Origin of the sequence: Amycolatopsis sp. NPDC059027, from assembly GCF_042739735.1 — a bacterium.
GTDB lineage: Bacteria > Actinomycetota > Actinomycetes > Mycobacteriales > Pseudonocardiaceae > Amycolatopsis.
Window position 1 is genome coordinate 1 of record NZ_JBHYIK010000031.1, and the last position, 16,345, is coordinate 16,345.

Sequence of the window (16,345 nt, forward strand, 5' to 3'; positions counted from 1 at the left end):
ATCGGATACCCGACCGCCTTCACCACCTCATACGGGATCAGACACGACCACCAGCCGTTGTAACCCGCGTCCAGCCGCCGATCCTGCCGGTTCGGCTTCAACGTCTCCTCATCGATCCCCAAAAGATCCGCCGTCTCCAGCGAATGCTCCACCGGCTTCCCCGGCTCCAAACTGTTGAGGTTCGCGTACTCCGCACCCACATGCAGCTGATTCGGGTGCAGCAGATTCAGCATCTGCCCACCCACGATGATCGGATTCGCCTGCCGGTTCGAAAACGCCGTCATCCGGATCACCAGATCCGGCTCCAGCAACACGTCGTCATCCATGAACAACACATTCGCGTGCTCAGTCACCGTATGCCCGGCCACCTCATACAAGCCCCGCGTGAACCCCCCGGCACCACCCAGGTTCGGCTGCTTGATGTAATGCAGCTTCTCCCCCAGATCCTTCGCGACCTGCGCGAACCCGTCGCGGGACTCCACCAGATCCGTGCCCTGATCAGCCACATAGATCGCATCCAGCGTGTCCAGCGACGACACATCCGCCGCCAGCGCCCGCAGGTTCTTCAGACAGTCATCCGCACGGTTCATCGTGCAGATCGTCACCGCGGTCGGCCGGATCTTCTCCGGCGCCTCCACCGTCCAGCGGACCCGCTCCACCCGCAGCGTCTGCCCGCCCTCGGTCTCTATATCCAGCCACAACGCGCCACCGTCGTAGAACTTGTCCAGCTTCGCCGTCAACGTCACCAACTGCTGCTCGGCGCCCGCGACCTGCTCAGCGGTGATCACCCGCGGCTCACCCTCGACATCCGAGGCACCCATCGACAGCTGACCGTCCCCGGACACAACCGCCTCGACCGACACCTCGGTCACCGTCGTCCACCGCTGCCAGTAACTGGCCGGGAACCGCCCGAAATACGTGTTCCCCGACACTCGCGACGACGGCTCCACCGTCACCCCACCACGATCCCGCACCGCCGAGCCCCACTCCAGCTCCGCATACAAATCCTTGCTCACAATCGGAGCCGGACCCGCATACAGACCACGCTGCGCGGTCAACCTGCCCTGGGGAGTGTGCTCGGTGAACGTGGTCTCCCCAGCCACCTTCACGTCGACGCTCGGGGCCTGTCCGGTGGCTACTGCTTTACCGGGCATAAGAATCCTCAGTTCTCCTTTACCGGGTGTTCACGGAAAACGACCCACTTGAGCATGACGAAATTGATCACCGTGGCGGTTGCCTGCGAGATCACCCAACCGAGTGTGGCTTTCCACGTCGACTCGGGCAGCAGGTGCAACATCCACCGGTTCATCCCGACCGCGACGAAGAACGTCACAGCGTAGAGCAGCACGAACCCGCCGATCTGCGCGCCACCGCCCCGCCTGCCCCCGGCGAAGGTGAACCGCCGGTTCAGGAAGAACGCCGTGGTCGTGCCGACGATGAAGCTGATCGCGCGGGCGATGTCCACCCACGGTGTCGCATCCATCCCGACCGCACGCAGCAGCGAGTAGGTGCCCAGGTCGACGAGGGCGCAGAACCCCCCGATCAGGGCGAAGCGGATGAGCTGCCCGAGCAGCCCGGGACTCGACGGCGTCACTGCCGTCGCATCGGCTTGCGGATCAGTCGCCACCACTGCTGTTACCTCATCGGCTTCGATTCGCGGTCGCTTTCAACCACCTGGGCGCTTGTGCCTTGATGCGCAAAGTGTAGAAGCGGGCACTTCAGGGTCACGTTCCGGGCGGTGTTCGGCGTGGCTACCCTGGTCGGGTGACCCAAGCACCCGAGACACAGCGCAAGACGCTCACCGGCTGGGCGAGGACGTCACCGACCATCGCCGACGTGCTGAGCACCCCCGACGTGGAGGTCATCGCGCGCGCCGTGACGAGAGCGGGCGAGCGCGGGGTCATCGCGCGCGGGCTCGGCCGCTCCTACGGCGACCCGGCGCAGAACGCGGGCGGCCTCGTCGTCGACATGACCGCGCTGAACCGGATCCACTCGATCGACCCGGACTCGGCGATCGTGGACCTCGACGCGGGCGTCAGCCTGGACACGCTGATGCGCGAGGCGCTGCCGTTCGGCCTGTGGGTCCCGGTGCTGCCCGGCACGCGCCAGGTCACCATCGGCGGCGCGATCGCCAACGACATCCACGGCAAGAACCACCACAGCGCGGGCAGCTTCGGCAACCACGTCGTGTCGATGGACCTGGTCACCGCGGACGGCAAGATCCGGACGCTGACGCCGGAGGGCCCCGAGTCGGAGCTGTTCTGGGCGACCGTGGCCGGGATCGGGCTGACCGGCATCATCGTGCGCGCCAAGATCCGGATGACCAAGACCGAGTCCGCGTACTTCATCGTCGACAACGACCGCACCGACGACCTCGACGGCACCCTCGCCCTCATCAGCGACGGCTCCGACGACAACTACACCTACTCGTCGGTCTGGTTCGACACGATCAACAAGGGCCGCAAGCTCGGCCGGGGCGCCTTCGCTCGCGGCTCGCTCGCCAAGCTCGACGACCTGCCGCCGAAGCTGCGGGCCGAGCCGCTGAAGTTCTCCGCGCCGCAGTTGCTCACAGTGCCGGACGTGTTCCCGAACGGCCTGATGAACAAGTTCTCGCTGAGCGCGATCGGCGAGTTCTACTACCGGTCGACCCCGAAGCACGGCCGGGGCGCGATCCAGAACATCACCGCCTTCTACCACATGCTCGACCTGGTCGGGGAGTGGAACCGCGGCTACGGCAGCAAGGGGTTCCTCCAGTACCAGTTCAGCACCCCGATCGGCGCGAACGAGAGCCTCCGCCGGATCGTGGAGAAGGTCGCGCACTCCGGGCACTACTCGGCGCTCAACGTCTTCAAGCAGATGGGCAAGGGCAACCGGGCGCCGCTGTCGTTCCCCGACACCGGCTGGATGGTCTGCCTCGACTTCCCGATCAAGTCCGGGCTGGGCACGCTGTGCAACGAGCTGGACGAGATGGTGCTGGCCGCCGGTGGCCGGTTGTACACGGCGAAGGACTCGCGGACTTCGCCGGAGACGTTCGCGAAGATGTACCCGCGGCTCGAAGAGTGGCGCAAGGTCCGTGCATCCATCGACCCCGAGGGCGTTTTCGCCTCTGACATGAGCCGGAGGCTCGAACTGTGATCGACGCGGTTGGCAATCCCCAGTCCCTGCTGCTGCTCGGCGGCACCTCCGACATCGCGCTGGCGATCGCCGAGAAGTACCTCGCCGAGAAGCCGCTGCGCGTCGTGCTGGCGGCACGGCCCTCGCCCCGGCTGGAAGCGGCGGCGCAGCACCTGAAGGACAAGGGCGCCGAAGTGTCCACTGTGGACTTCGACGCGACGGACACCGCCTCGCACCCCGCCGTGCTGGACAAGGCGTTCGAGGGCGGCGACATCGACGTCGCGGTCGTGGCGTTCGGTCTGCTCGGCGACCCCGAACAGCTGTGGCAGGACCACGCGAAGGCCGTCGAGGCGGCAACGGTGAACTACACCGCCGCGGTGTCGGTCGGCGTCGCGCTGTCGGAGAAGCTCAAGGTCCAGGGGCACGGCACGGTGATCGCGCTGTCCTCGGTGGCCGGTGAGCGCGTCCGGCGGTCGAACTTCGTCTACGGCTCGACCAAGGCCGGGTTCGACGGCTTCTACCTAGGTCTCGGCGAGGCGCTCGCGCCGCACGGCGTCAAGGTGACCGTCGTCCGGCCGGGCCACGTGAAGACCAAGATGACCGCGGGCCTGAAGGACGCCCCGCTGGCGCAGACCGCCGAGCAGGTCGCCGAAATCGCCGTCGACGCCGCCCGCAAGGGCAAGGACCTGGTGTGGGCACCGGCGCAGTTCCGCCTGGTGATGTCGGCGCTGCGGCACGTGCCCCGCCCGATCTTCCGCAAGCTGCCCATCTGAGCCGTCGCGGGACTCACCCCGTCTCGAGGTGCAGGAAGGTCGACGAGCCGTCGGCGTTGAGCCGCAGCAGGGGCACCACCTTGCCCTGCACGGTGCCCTTGTTGTCGTAGGACAGCTTGCCGCTGGAGCCCGCGACCGCGGTCTCCCCGTTGAGCACCTTGAAGGTCTGCAGCAGCCGTTGCGTCGTGACGTGGTCGCCGTCCTGGCTCGCGGTCAGCTGGATCGCCGTCGTCGCGGTGAGCACCGCGTCGTGGGACATGATCGCGGCGCCGTCCTCGAGTGATTCGCTGCCGAACAGGCACTGGAAGCAGCCCTGGGAGTCGGGCGCCTGCTTGAGGAAACGGTTGATCGTGGTGTCGGAGAACTGCCGCTGGGCCGCGGGCCGTTCCCGGTCCACCGCCCAGGCCCCGGGATGTGCCAGCTCGGTGTAGATGACCCGCACGTTCGCGTCCAGCCCCGCGCGAACACTGTTCGGGGTGACCGAACCCGACGCCAGGTCGTCACCGGCCAGTACCGTGATGGTCCGCTCCTGGCACAGCCGCCCGGCGAGCCGGTTGATCAGCTGGAGGAGATCCCGGCCCCGGCCGGCGAAGTAGACGAACTCCGCCTTCGCCGCGCACAGATTCGGCTGCATCAGCGCGAAGGTGTTGTCGACGCCCTCGAGGCTGGAGTCGTACTGTTGCTCCACCTCCAGCACCCGGTGGGTGGCGTCGGTGAACCGCGCCCGGAAGGCGGCGGCAAGCGTCCGGGAGTACGCATCGTTCTTGTTGGTGTCGACCACCAGCATCGCGGTCGTGGCGCGCAGCTCGTCCTTGGCGTAGGTGGCCGCGGCCTGTGCCTGCCGCACGTTGGTGGGTGCCGGGCGGAGCAAACCGGGAATGCTGTCGAGGTCGTCGGCGGAGATGGTGGAACCGACCATCGGGATGCCGAGCCCGGACAGCTTCCGCATCGCGTTGTCCGCGTAGCCGAGGCTGAGCCCGATCCCGGTCACCGCGACCAGATTGTCCGGCTCCGCCCGCCGGTCGGCCAGTTCGTCCGTCACCCGCTCCCACGCGTCCATCCGGTCGCCGGGATTGGCGAGCAGCAGCCTGACCTTGGGGAGGGCGCTGCGGTCGTTGAACGCGGCCTGGGCGAGATAGGCGCCCTGCAGCTGATGGATCACCCAGCTGAGCGGTGCCAGACTGTTCCGCTGCGGCGTCATCGGCAGGAACACCGCCACGCTGACGTACTTCGTGGCCTGCTGTGCCTTTTCGTTGGCCTGCCTGATCTTGCCGATGATCTCGCCGAGGGCGGGCTGATCGAAGTCGCTGCCGCCCGCGGTGACGCCGACGCATTCGCCTCCCACCGAACGGACGCTGTCCTCATCGTCGCATCGTTGCAGGTGGTCCCACCCCACGATACCCGCGGTCGTCGCCACGGCCACGAGCACGACGGCCAGCACGACCTTCACGATCCGCCTGAAGGGATTGGGAATCCGTACCTCGCTCATCAGGCCTGGTACCTCTCCGCCCTGTCGTGCAGCAGTATCGAACCCTGGCCGCGGTGTCCCGCGAGCTGGCTGTAACTGCCGGCGATGCGGCCCTGGAGCGCGTTCGCCGGATCCCCGAGCGCGTCGCCCGCCAGCCACAGCGAGCCGATCAGCCGCGGCAGCGCCAGGCCGAACGGGCCCACCGTGCCCGCCTCGCCGATCAGCTCCTCGACCTGCGCCAGCGGATCGACGTCGGTGGCGAGCCGGTTGGGCGCCGCGGTGATGAGGTCGAGATCGGCCAGCCACCGCTCGGCGACGTCCTGGTCGAACGGGACGTCCAGTGATTTGAACGGCCCGGCGAGGTGGGTGACGGCCGCGTTCACGTTGCCGAGGGCGAGTTCGTGGTAGACGGCGTCGGTCGCGCGGCCGCGGTGCGCGTAGTAGTCCCGGCAGCGCGTGTGCACCGCGTTCCACCCGATCGGGCTGTCCTCGGGCCGGGCCGCGAGCCGGTGCAGCAGCACCCGGCGCAGCCACCGGTCCAGCACGAGACTCGCCCGGTTCCCGTGCGTCTGGCTCGTCACCAGCAGGTGGTTGACGAGCACCCGGTAGAGGGCGCTGCCGCCGTCCGGCTGCCGGGACCGCAGGATCTCGGCGTCGGCCACGAACTCCAGGTCCCGGCCCGCGCTCAACGTGGTCAGGTCCTCGAGCTGGTTCGTGCTGTCGAGGTCCTGCAGCAGGTAATCCACCGCTTCCTCGGCGAGCGTGACGTCCTGTTCCGGATCCGGCCGCAGGGACAACAGCAGGCGCAGCCGGTGCGGCCGGGTCGGCTCGTCCTGCCGGGAGAGCACGTCCAGCACCCGGCGCACAGCCCACGGATGGCCGCCGGTCAGCCGGTACACGAACGAGGACACGTCGAACGAGCCGATCGGCCTCGCGGCGCCGACGACCTCCCTGCTGCCGCCGGGGTCCAGATTCGCGACCGAGATCAGATACCAGGGGCCCGGCCCGAGCGCAGGCCCGGCCCGGCAGTCCCGGCCGACCTCGGCGGCTGTCCGCGGCAGCGGCAACGCCCGCGTGCCTTCCGCGGCGGTACCGGGCCGCCGCCACTCGGCGCTCCACTCGGGGTTCCACGACCTGCTCGTCGCGAGCAGCACCACCGGGTCGCCGCTGCCACCCCGGCGCCGCGCCTCGACCATCGCCGTGAGAAAGCCCCTCGCCGCCCGGGTGTGCGCGTTGTCCAGCAGTACCACGCAGTTCGCCGTGCGGCGGAGCCGGTGGATCGTGCCGGTGTAGGCCTGCCGCAGGTCGGCGAGGAAGGCGTCGAAGAACATCTCGTCGACCGCCTTGTTCTTGGCGGCGTCCTTGCGCAGGTCCACCAGCATGTCGCGGGGGTCGCCCTGCGGGCCGGACATCCGCCGGATCAGGCCGAGGGTCCGCTTGTGGCTCAGCCAGTTGAGACCGGTGAGCAGCAGATCGGTGGCGGCGGGCGCCCATCCCGGCAGGCCGCCAGCCTGTCCGGCGAGCTGCGCGACGTCGAGCAGCTCGCCACGGTGCTTTTCCACCAGCCTGTCCCGCTTCAGCAGCTTCGCCAGGTCGTCCAGCGCCCTCCGGCGATCCGGCGTGCTCAGGTCGCTGGCCGTGACCAGCGCGCACAACCACAGCCGGGGAAAAGGGACCCTGCCGAACTGCGGACACTTCCGGCTCAGCCCGAAGGCGAGCTCGGCGAGGATTTCCCTCGGCCGCGCGGACGGCATTTCCTCGAGATCGACCAATGCGTGCGGGAGGTGGTTCGCGCAGCGCGTTTCGATCACTTCGAGCAATGCGGTTTTTCCCGTTCCGCGAGCCCCCAGAACCAGCACGACCGGGAGCCGGCGATGCGTGCCACCCGGCCGCCGGATCAGTTCATCGACCAGGGTTTCGGTGATTTCACGAACGCCGGAAAGCCGGAACCCGTCATGGGTCATGATTCCCCCGCAGCCTCGAAAGTCAACGCCGCACCCGCACTGAGCAGCGTACACAGCTCGAAATGCGCCCTCAATCCGGCGAAGCGGATCATCACCCATACGCATGCGCGAAAAGATCAACAGCGGTCGATCTTCGAAAGCCCGGCTCGCGCGGATTGTTGCCGAATTATCGATGATCGTCCGCGAATAGCGGCACCGATTCACGGCCCGGCGCCACGAATCGCGCTCCACGGACACACACCAACCGCGGCCGGAGGAATTTCGTACAGCTGAGCAAGTTATGCAACTGCCCGTCGGCTCGTGATCCGCGCCGCTTGCCCCGGACGGTCTCAACCCACGGGTTGACGCCGGGATCCATCCGGGCGGCGCGGCGACCAACCCGCGTATCGATGTGCCGGCCACCCTGCCCACGACACCCTGTGAGCATGACTAACCCGGTGAACAACTCCCGATTCCTGGTACTGGCGCGCGATCTCGTCATCCCGATGGCGGTGTTCTACGTGCTCCGCGCGTTCGACGTCGACGCGCTCTGGGCGCTGCTGCTCGGCGGGCTGCCGCCGGCACTGCGCGTCGGCTGGGTGGCGCTGCGGGAGCGCCGGATCGACCCGCTGGGCTCGTTCGTGCTCGCGATGCTGGTGGTCAACGTGGCGGTGTCGCTGATCTCCGGCGATCCCCGGCTGCTGCTGATCCGCAACGCCTGGTTCGGACTGCTGGTCGGCGGCTGGATGCTCGTCAGCCTCGCGGTGGGGAGCAGGCCGTTCATCTACCACGCGGCGCGGACGATGGCGCCCGGCCGCACGGCGCCGATGGAGCGTCGCTGGGCCGACGACGCCGCAGTCCGGCAGCTGTGGCGCGTCACCACGCTGTGGTGGGGCGTCGGGAACCTCGCGCTGGGCGGCGTCGTAGTGGCGATGGCCTACACCCTGCCGGTGGACTCCGTGCCGTTCCTGGACGCGCTCGTCACCGTCGCCGCGATCGTCGGGGGCCTCAAGCTCACCCGGCGTCAGCTTGCCTCGGCCGACCTCGGGCTCAGGCAGCCTGTCGCGGCGTGAAGCCGTCGAAGGCGCTTACGGCGATATCGGGCTCCTCGGCGTAGCAACGGATCACGCGTACCGACTCGGTGCCACCCAAGGGGCGGGTCACGGTGATCGGCTCGCGGAGTTCGAGGACGAGATTGGTGTCGTAGTCCTCGTGCATGATCAGCTCGTCGCCGGTGAACGTCCGTACGGTGGGCGGATGGGTCTGCTTGTGCCGCCGCAGGCTCAGCACGTCCGTGAGCGGCACGCGGACGTCGTAGAAGACACCCGCGCGGATCCACACCTCACGTGGCGAGACGACATGGGGACGGGTGACCGACGCGGCGAAGATGCCGAACACGAACAACGCCGAGTAGAGGCCGAGCACCAGCAGGACGAGGTCGATCACGAGCCCGAGGTCGATCAGCCAGATCAAGCCGGTCTCGGCGAACGAAACCGCGGCGAACACGATGAGCATCGGCGTGCGTGGCCCCGAATACGCCAGCGCGACACCGTCGGACGGAACGTCCTTGCGGCGCCGGAGCAGCAGCCAGATGCTGGCGAACGCGCGCCGCTCGTTGCTCAGATACCTCCGGACGGCTCCCATTGGCCCACCCCCTGGGTCAATTACGGGAGTGTCCGACACACCCCCTTCAAGGATACCGGCAGCACCGCTCAGCGCGCCGGGGCCAGATAAAGCCGCTGGGTCCCCGCCCACGGCGAATCGATGGTCCAGCTCGCCAGTGCGGTGGATGGCGGCGCGCGGCGGGTCGTGGCGAGCACGAGATCGGGTGTCGTGGGGGCGACGCTGTGGTCGAAGTTGTGGAAGTTGGCTTCCAGCAACGCCCGCGCCAGATCACCGCTGCGATTCTTCGTCGCCGCGATCGCCGGGTCGACGGCGCCGCGGTCGGAATACTGGTCCAGCAACTCGCAGTCACAGGCGTACGTCAACGCGCCCGCCTCCCCCGCACTTTCCACTTTTCTTCCCTTGGCCAGCGCGCCGAGCTGTTCCCCGATCTTCCGGTATTCCGCCGACGCCGCGTGGTTGCTGGTGATCGGCGCGAACCGGCGTGGCAGGCCTGGCAACGCGTACGCGGCCACGCCGGCGAGCACGATCGCGCCGGCGGCGACGGCCGTCCAGGCTCGAGCGTATTGGGGCACTTCGCAAACGCAGGCGGCGAGGAAGACCGTCGCGCCGACGATGCTCGACGCGTAGTACCAGTGATAGGGCGGCACGCCGAGCCAGGAATAGACGAGGTAGTGCACCGCGCCGGCGACGGCGAGCGCGGCGAAGGGCGCCAGCTTGCGCGCCCGCGCCGAACCCGCACGCAGCTGGACCGTCCACAGTAGACCAGCGACGCCGCCGAACAGCAACGGCAGGAAGGAAAGTGTTGCGGCTGCGGGAAAACTGCGCAGGTAGAGCAGCGGGCCGTTGGCGAAGCTGAACGCGCCCCACGGCGGCTGGGCGATCTTGATGACCAGCGTGTCCGGCACCGCGGAGCCGAGGACGAGCCAGCTGAACGTGAACCACGGCACGGTGACCGCGAGCAGGGTGAGCACGGTGCGCCAGACCCCGGCCCAGAACCGGCGCCGGGCAAGGAAGACGACGAGCGCGACGAGCAGCAGATCGATCCGGACGAGCACCAGCAGTCCCGCGGTGAGCCCGAGCGCGACGGGACGGCGTTCGACGGCGAACGTCGTCAGCCAGACCACCCCGGCGGCGCCGAGCGTGACCTCGAGCCCGATCGAGGACAGCAGCAGCGGGTTCACCAGCAGCATCGCGAACGTGAGCGGCGCGAACGCGGAGGTGATGCCGGTGCGGGCCGCGACCCGCCGCAGCCCGAGCACCAGCAGGACCTGGCTCACCACGAAGACGATCCCGGCGGCCAGGACCGCGTCACGCACCAGGAACGTCACCGCCGCGAGGACGAGCACGTTCAGCGGCGACGTCGCGGTGTTGGCGGTGCCCTGCTCGACCAGGCCCCAGTGGCCGTGGAAGGCGAGGTTCTTCGCATACGACAGCGTGATGTAGCTGTCGTCGATGAGATGGCCGCTGACCAGTGAGAACACCACCGCGGACACCGCCGCCGCCCCGGCGGGCAGCAGCCAGGACCGCGCTCTCGCCGCGACGGACGTCGGCAGGAGGAACCTCGGCGGCGCGGCGGCAGCGGTGGTGTCCATCACGGGACACCGTACACAATGATCGTAATCTTCTCGTGACCTGCCGCCCGTGCCGACCTCACCACATGCCGTTAAGGCCACCTTACGGGCGTCTGACGCCCGTAAGGTGGCCTTAACGGCACTTCGAGCTGATCCCCTGCCGAGGAAGTCAACCGCCCTGGCCGGGGGCCTCGGAGCCGCCGCGGCCGTTCTGGCCGGGTCCGAAGTTGCCGTGACCGCGCGGGCCGCCGTCACGGTGCTGGTGCATGCGCGCGATACCGGGGCGCTTGCCGTCGTGATGGGTGGCCGCGGCGACGATGCCGACGACCCCGCCGCCGACCACGAGCCCGAGCACCCCGACCGCGACGAGCTGGGTCGCGCGGTGCGCGACGAAGCGGCGGAAGCCACCGGGCTGCCGGGGCTGCGCTGCCGCGGCCGGGGCACCCCACGCGCCTGGCGGCGGCGGAGGTGTCGCACCGGCGGCAGGCGGGGGCGGCGTCGCGCTGGGCGGGGCCTGCTCGGCGTGTTCGGCGGTCTGGTCAGCGGCCGGCTGTTCGACCGTGGGTTGCGGGGCCGCCGAGGATCCCGGCGGCGTGCCCTCGGCAGTTGCCGCGGGCTGTTCGACGGTGGGTTCTCCGGCACCCGCTGGCGGCACGGCACCCGCCGCGGGGTCTCGCGACGGGTCGGCGGGGTGGGTCATTTCATGCTCCTTGAGGTTCACCGGACCGGGCATTTCACCCGGCCCGTCCCCGAGCATGAGCCCGGTTCCTGTGTGAACGCTGTACAGGAGCTGTTGATTGGCTACAGGTAGAACGACAGGAACAGGGTGATGACCAAGACGCCGCCGAGGACCTGGAGCACGCGGTCACGCAGCACGATCTCCTCGGGCTCGCCCCCGTTCCCGCTGTCGACGTCGACCGCGTAACGCAGCACCGCGACCACGAACGGCACCATCGAGACGACCGCCCACACCGAGTTGTGCTCGTGCTGGCGGATCTCGAACGCCCACAGGCAGTAGGACATGATCAGGATCGCCGCAGACGTCGCCCAGACGAACCGCAGGTAGCTCGCCGAGTACTTCTTCAGCGAGGCGCGGATCTTCGCGCCGGTGCGCTCGAAGAGCATGACCTCCGCGTACCGCTTGCCCGCGACCATGAACAGCGAGCCGAACGCGGTGACCAGCAGGAACCACTGCGACATCGGGACCGCGGCCGCGACACCACCGGCGATCGAGCGCATCAGGAAGCCCGAGCCGACGATGGCGAGGTCGACCACCGGCTGGTGCTTGAGGCCGAAGCAGTAGCCGAGCTGCACGGCCTCGTACACCGCGAGCACCACGGCCAGCTGCCAGCTCGCCGCGAACGAGACGCCGAGACCGGCCAGGAAGAACACCGCGGCCGACGCGTAGGCCACCGGGACGGGCACGATGCCCGCCGCGATGGGCCGGTTGCGTTTGGTCGGGTGCGCCCGGTCGGCCTCGACGTCGATCGCGTCGTTGATGAGGTAGACCGAGGACGCCACCAGCGAGAACGCCACGAAGGCGATCGCGGCGGCGAAGAGCAGCCCCGCCCGGTCGGTCGACTTGGAGAAGGCGAAGAACGGCGCCGCGAAGACGAGGACGTTCTTCACCCACTGCTTCGGCCGGGCCGTCTTGACGATCCCGCCGACCAGGCCCAGTGGCCCCTTGGCCGCCGTGACGGGTGCCGCCGGGGCCTCCGGGGTGGAGGTCTCGGCGGCGGGCACGTCACCGCTGTCTTCTAATCGCTCGGTCGTTTCGCTCATATTCGCTTCTTCAGCTTTCGTCGGATTAGACCACCGACCAGGCCCCCTAGAGCCGCTCCGGCCAGTACGTCGGTCGGGTAATGGACGCCGAGCACGAGCCGGGAGGCCAGCATCGGCGGTACCAAGGCGGGCACCAGGTTACGCCCGGTCAATCCGGAGTAGAGCACCGCCGCCGCCGTAGTGGACGTCGCGTGCGAAGACGGGAAGCTCAGCTTGCTCGGCGTCCCGACCAGAACCTCGACGCTCGGGTCGTCCGGTCGCGGCCGCCTGACCACGCGTTTCACCGCGATCGAGGCGGCGTGCGCACCCACCACGCCGCCCGCCGCGATCAGCCAGTCCTTGCGTCGCTTCTTGTCGACGACAGCGCCTAGCAGGCCAAGACCGAACCAGCCGATCGCGTGCTCGCCGAAGTGCGACATGCCGCGCGCGGCTTTCACCGAAGCTTCACTCTTCAGAAAGCCCTGGGCCTTGGCCAGGACCGCGACCTCGCCTGTCGGCGTGCCCTTCTCAAGCATCGATGGACCCGTCGAGAGGCGCGCCATCGGTCAGGTGTGGCGCGATCTTGTTGTCGAACATCGACAGCGCCGACCCGATCGCCATGTGCATGTCGAGGTACTTGTAGGTACCCAGCCGCCCGCCGAAGAGGATGTTCTTCTCGCGTGCCTCGACCTTGGCCAGCTCGCGGTAGGCCTCGAGCTTCTCGCGGTTCTCCGGGGTGTTGATCGGGTAGTACGGCTCGTCGTTCTCGCCCGCGAAGCGGGAGAACTCGCGGAAGATGACCGTCTTGTCCTTCGGGTAGTCCCGCTCCGGGTGGAAGTGACGGAACTCGATGATGCGGGTGTAGGGCACTTCCTGGTCGTTGTAGTTGACGACCGAGGTGCCCTGGAAGTCACCGGTCTCCGCGACCTCGGACTCGAAGTCGACGGTGCGCCAGGTGAACCGGCCCGCCGAGTAGCCGAAGTAGCGGTCCAGCGGCCCGGTGTAGACGGTCGGGGTGCCCGCCGGGATCTGCTCGCGCACGTCGAAGTAGTCGACGTTCAGCCGGATCTCGATGTTCTCGTGCTCGGCCATCTTCTCGAGCCACGCGGTGTACCCGTTGACGGGCAGGCCCTCGTAGGTGTCGTTGAAGTACCGGTTGTCGAACGTGTAGCGGACCGGCAGGCGCGTGATGATGTTGGCGCCCAGGTTCTTGGGGTCGTTCTCCCACTGCTTCGCGGTGTACCCGCGGATGAACGCCTCGTAGAGGGGGCGGCCGATCAGCGAGATGGCCTTTTCCTCGAGGTTCTGCGCGTTCTCGGTCTCGAACTCGGACGCCTGCTTGGCGATGAGCTCGCGAGCCTCGTCCGGGGTGTGCGACTTGCCGAAGAACTGGTTGATCAGGCCCAGGTTCATCGGGAACGAGTAGACCTGGTCCTTGACCCGCGCGAACACCCGGTGCTGGTAGTTCGTGAACTCGGTGAAGCGGTTGACGTACTCCCAGACCCGCTTGTTCGACGTGTGGAACAGGTGCGCCCCGTACTTGTGCACCTCGATGCCGGTCTCCGGGTCGGGCTCGGAGTAGGCGTTGCCACCGATGTGGCTCCGCCGGTCGAGCACGAGGACCTTCTTGCCGAGCTCCGTCGCGGCCCGCTCGGCGACGGTCAGCCCGAAGAAACCGGAGCCGACGACGACGAGGTCGTAACCTGCGAAATCGCGTTCAGTACTGTTGGCGGGGTTCGTGTGCGCGCTCACGGGCGCCCAGGGTACGCAGTCGCTCACCGCGACCCGCACCGACCGTCGTATTTCACCTCGATCCAACAGGGAAGCAGTGCCCACACCCGACGACTTCTGGAGCTATTTCGGCGCGCTCGCCACCTATGTCGGCGTGCTGGCGGTGCCGGGCGGCCTCATCGGGCTGGCGGCGGGCCTGCGCGGCTGGGCCCTGGCCGGGCTCGCGCCGCTGCTCAGCTACACCGTCACCGGACTCGCCGGCCCGTGGCTGGCGAAAATTCATCTCCCGTACAACACCCTCAGCGTCGCCGGCTGCACGCTGCTGATCGCGGGCGTCGTGTACGGGCTGCGCAGGCTCGCGCTGGCCAGAGGCTGGTCCTCCCCCGGCGCGGCCGAACCGGGGGTGACCTGGACACGCCGCGCGCACGTCGCCGTCGCGGCCTGCGTCGTGCTGGCCCTCGGCCTGTCGATCATCGCGGTGCTTTCGGCCAAGGGCGGGACGACCGCGGTGTTCCAGCGCTGGGACACCGTCTACCACGCGAACGGCATCCGCTACATCGCCGACACCGGCGACGGCTCGCTCACCGGGATGAGCAAGCTCAACTGGTACCCGGACGGGAACTTCTATCCGAACGGCTATCACCTGGTCGGCGCACTGGTCTACCAGCTTTCCGGCACGACGATCCCGGTCACGCTGAACGCGATCACGATGCCGACCGCTGGGCTCTTCGCGCTGGCGCTGGTCGCGCTGGTCCGCCAGCTCGGCGGGCGGGCGGTGCTCGCGGGCTGCGCCGCGCTGGTCGCCGGGACCGCGACGACCGGTGCCTACGAGCAGGTGTCGAGCGGGCTGCTGCCGTTCGCGCTGGGCATCGTGCTGACGCCGCTCGCGGTGGTCGCGCTTCAGCGGTACCTCGTGCATCCCGACGTCGGGAGCGGCGCGGTGCTGGCGCTGAGCGCGGTCGGGCTGCTCGCCGCGCACTCCAGCGCGTTGTTCGGCGCGATCCTGTTCGCCTTCCCGCTGGTCGTGCAGCGCTGGTACCGCGTGCTGCGGAGCCGCCGCGCCGACGGCGTCGCCGAGGGCAAGGGGCTCGGCCGCGTCGTCGGCGGGGACCTGCTGCGGATGCTGCCGGTGATGGTGGTGGCGGGCGTGCTGGCGTCGCCGATGATCTTCGGAGCGATCGGCTTCACGTCGAGTTCGTACCCGTATCACCCGTGGGGTTCGCATCTGCCGGTGCTCAAGTCGCTGGCACTGCTCGCCACGTTCCACCAGGTGCTGCCCGACCCGCAGCTCTGGCTGACCGCCCTGTTCGCGGTGGGGGTGCTGAGCTTCCTCGCGCTGGGCAGGATGCGCTGGTTGCTGCTCTCGGCGATCGGGCTGAGCACGTTGTTCGTGCTGGTCGCGTCCTACGGCGACACCGAGTGGGTGATCGCGCTTTCGCGGCCGTGGTGGAACGACCGGTACCGGCTGATGGCACTGGCCGCGATCCCGCTGTGCCTGCTGGCGGCGCACGGGATGGCCCAGCTGCAGCGCTGGCTCGCCAAGCTCGTCACCCGGCGTGGGTGGCTGCGAGCGCGGCCGCGGCTGACCGCCCGGTTCGGCCTTGTCAGCGCGGCGCTGGTGGTCGCGCTGTTCGCGGTGGTGACCGGCGGATTCTTGAACACCGCGAACGCGAAAGCGGTTTCCCTGCTCTACTACAACGGGCTGCCCGGCGAGGTCGTGCCGCCGGTCAGCGCCGACGAGCTGGCGGCGATGGCCGAGCTGGGCCGGATGCACATCCCGGCGGACGAGAAGGTGCTCAACGACCGGCTCGACGGCACGGCGTGGATGTACGCGATCGCCGGGGTGCACCCGGTGGCCGCGCACTACGACGCCGGGGTGCCGCCGAAGGACGCCGCGTACCTGGCGCTGCACTTCCGCGAGTACGACACCGACCCCGAGGTGCGGGCCGCGGTGCGGCGGCTGAACATCCATCACGTGCTGAGCGGGAGCGGCTCGATCGTGGTGGGCGGGCTGCCCTCGCCGGGGTTGCGAAACCTGGACGGGCTGGACTTCCTGCGCCGCGACTACGCCAATCCCGGCGCGGCGATCTACACGATCGTGAAGTGACTAAGAAACACGGTGGTCTGAACCGAAGCACCACTCAAGGCGACACGCCTCGCGCGCTGGGGGTCCGGGGGTTATCCCCCGGGTAGATACTGCGGGCACCGGGAGCAAAGGCCGAAGGGCTTGCGAACAGCAAGCCCCGCCGCGGGGGGGGGGGGGGGGGGGGCGGCGCCGGCCGCCCCCGCGGGGGGCCGCGCCCCGCACAGCCCCCCCCGCGGGGGGGGTACAGGGCCCCCCCGGCCGCCTGAGTGGCA

14 protein-coding genes are annotated in these 16,345 nt (G+C 68.9%); 4 read left to right on the plus strand and 10 right to left on the minus strand.

The genetic code is table 11. The features are described from left to right. Together ACFWY9_RS21955 and ACFWY9_RS21960 are read right to left on the minus strand one after the other, a co-directional pair. Positions 1-1,154: glycosyltransferase (locus ACFWY9_RS21955; protein ID WP_378339798.1), on the minus strand; the 1,154-nt coding region annotated here is incomplete at its 3' end. 8 nt (positions 1,155-1,162) lie between these two features. Continuing rightward, on the minus strand, positions 1,163-1,630 hold the full coding sequence (locus ACFWY9_RS21960; RefSeq protein WP_378331697.1) for a GtrA family protein: 468 nt from the start codon (positions 1,628-1,630) through the stop codon (positions 1,163-1,165). 134 nt (positions 1,631-1,764) lie between these two features. Here ACFWY9_RS21960 and ACFWY9_RS21965 point away from each other — a divergent pair, with 134 nt between their 5' ends. Continuing rightward, positions 1,765-3,135, plus strand: coding sequence for an FAD-binding protein (locus ACFWY9_RS21965; protein WP_378331696.1), 1,371 nt, complete (start codon positions 1,765-1,767; stop codon positions 3,133-3,135). Further along, positions 3,132-3,887 carry a decaprenylphospho-beta-D-erythro-pentofuranosid-2-ulose 2-reductase gene (locus ACFWY9_RS21970; RefSeq protein ID WP_378331695.1) on the plus strand — a complete coding sequence of 252 codons (756 nt, stop codon included), beginning with the start codon at positions 3,132-3,134 and terminating at the stop codon, positions 3,885-3,887. Before ACFWY9_RS21965 ends, ACFWY9_RS21970 begins: the two co-directional genes overlap by 4 nt. 13 nt (positions 3,888-3,900) lie before the next feature. Here the strand turns inward: ACFWY9_RS21970 and ACFWY9_RS21975 are convergent, their stop codons facing one another. Further along, entirely contained in the window at positions 3,901-5,376 is a 1,476-nt protein-coding gene (locus tag ACFWY9_RS21975) for a hypothetical protein (protein WP_378331694.1), read from the minus strand. Further along, positions 5,376-7,319, minus strand: coding sequence for a hypothetical protein (locus ACFWY9_RS21980; RefSeq protein ID WP_378331693.1), 1,944 nt, complete (start codon positions 7,317-7,319; stop codon positions 5,376-5,378). Before ACFWY9_RS21980 ends, ACFWY9_RS21975 begins: the two co-directional genes overlap by 1 nt. A gap of 425 nt (positions 7,320-7,744) precedes the next feature. Here ACFWY9_RS21980 and ACFWY9_RS21985 point away from each other — a divergent pair, with 425 nt between their 5' ends. Beyond that, positions 7,745-8,371 carry a VC0807 family protein gene (locus tag ACFWY9_RS21985; protein ID WP_378331692.1) on the plus strand — a complete coding sequence of 209 codons (627 nt, stop codon included), beginning with the start codon at positions 7,745-7,747 and terminating at the stop codon, positions 8,369-8,371. Here ACFWY9_RS21985 and ACFWY9_RS21990 read toward each other — a convergent pair. The 6 genes from ACFWY9_RS21990 to glf all read right to left on the minus strand — a co-directional run bounded on the left by ACFWY9_RS21990 (position 8,349) and on the right by glf (position 14,008). Next, entirely contained in the window at positions 8,349-8,942 is a 594-nt protein-coding gene (locus ACFWY9_RS21990; RefSeq protein WP_378331690.1) for a hypothetical protein, read from the minus strand. The genes ACFWY9_RS21985 and ACFWY9_RS21990 overlap by 23 nt on opposite strands. Positions 8,943-9,010: 68 nt before the next feature. Next, positions 9,011-10,516 carry a hypothetical protein gene (locus tag ACFWY9_RS21995; protein WP_378331689.1) on the minus strand — a complete coding sequence of 502 codons (1,506 nt, stop codon included), beginning with the start codon at positions 10,514-10,516 and terminating at the stop codon, positions 9,011-9,013. A gap of 148 nt (positions 10,517-10,664) precedes the next feature. After that, positions 10,665-11,195 (minus strand): hypothetical protein, encoded by a 531-nt coding sequence (locus ACFWY9_RS22000; protein WP_378330742.1) that lies wholly within the window; start codon positions 11,193-11,195, stop codon positions 10,665-10,667. Between the two features lie 101 nt (positions 11,196-11,296). Beyond that, a complete protein-coding gene (locus ACFWY9_RS22005) occupies positions 11,297-12,277 on the minus strand; it encodes a decaprenyl-phosphate phosphoribosyltransferase (RefSeq protein ID WP_378330743.1) in 981 nt (326 codons plus the stop codon). Further along, entirely contained in the window at positions 12,274-12,792 is a 519-nt protein-coding gene (locus ACFWY9_RS22010) for a phosphatase PAP2 family protein (protein ID WP_378330744.1), read from the minus strand. Before ACFWY9_RS22010 ends, ACFWY9_RS22005 begins: the two co-directional genes overlap by 4 nt. Next, positions 12,785-14,008, minus strand: a complete 1,224-nt coding sequence (glf, locus tag ACFWY9_RS22015) for a UDP-galactopyranose mutase (protein WP_378330745.1) — start codon at positions 14,006-14,008, stop codon at positions 12,785-12,787. Before glf ends, ACFWY9_RS22010 begins: the two co-directional genes overlap by 8 nt. Before the next feature lie 76 nt (positions 14,009-14,084). On the opposite strand from glf, the gene ACFWY9_RS22020 reads away from it, so the two are divergent. Then, the gene (locus ACFWY9_RS22020) at positions 14,085-16,094 is read left to right on the plus strand and encodes a DUF6541 family protein (RefSeq protein WP_378330746.1); all 2,010 of its coding nucleotides are present in this window, start codon (positions 14,085-14,087) and stop codon (positions 16,092-16,094) included. The last annotated feature ends 251 nt before the right edge of the window (positions 16,095-16,345 follow it).

What these genes read in the sequence shown, in the direction of transcription:
- ACFWY9_RS21975 (WP_378331694.1), bottom strand. Translation starts at nt 5,376, where the DNA reads ATGAGCGAGGTACGGATTCCCAATCCCTTCAGGCGGATCGTGAAGGTC.
- ACFWY9_RS21980 (WP_378331693.1), bottom strand. Translation starts at nt 7,319, where the DNA reads ATGACCCATGACGGGTTCCGGCTTTCCGGCGTTCGTGAAATCACCGAA.
- ACFWY9_RS21985 (WP_378331692.1), top strand. Translation starts at nt 7,745, where the DNA reads ATGACTAACCCGGTGAACAACTCCCGATTCCTGGTACTGGCGCGCGAT.
- ACFWY9_RS21990 (WP_378331690.1), bottom strand. Translation starts at nt 8,942, where the DNA reads ATGGGAGCCGTCCGGAGGTATCTGAGCAACGAGCGGCGCGCGTTCGCC.
- ACFWY9_RS21995 (WP_378331689.1), bottom strand. Translation starts at nt 10,516, where the DNA reads ATGGACACCACCGCTGCCGCCGCGCCGCCGAGGTTCCTCCTGCCGACG.
- ACFWY9_RS22000 (WP_378330742.1), bottom strand. Translation starts at nt 11,195, where the DNA reads ATGACCCACCCCGCCGACCCGTCGCGAGACCCCGCGGCGGGTGCCGTG.
- ACFWY9_RS22005 (WP_378330743.1), bottom strand. Translation starts at nt 12,277, where the DNA reads ATGAGCGAAACGACCGAGCGATTAGAAGACAGCGGTGACGTGCCCGCC.
- ACFWY9_RS22010 (WP_378330744.1), bottom strand. Translation starts at nt 12,792, where the DNA reads ATGCTTGAGAAGGGCACGCCGACAGGCGAGGTCGCGGTCCTGGCCAAG.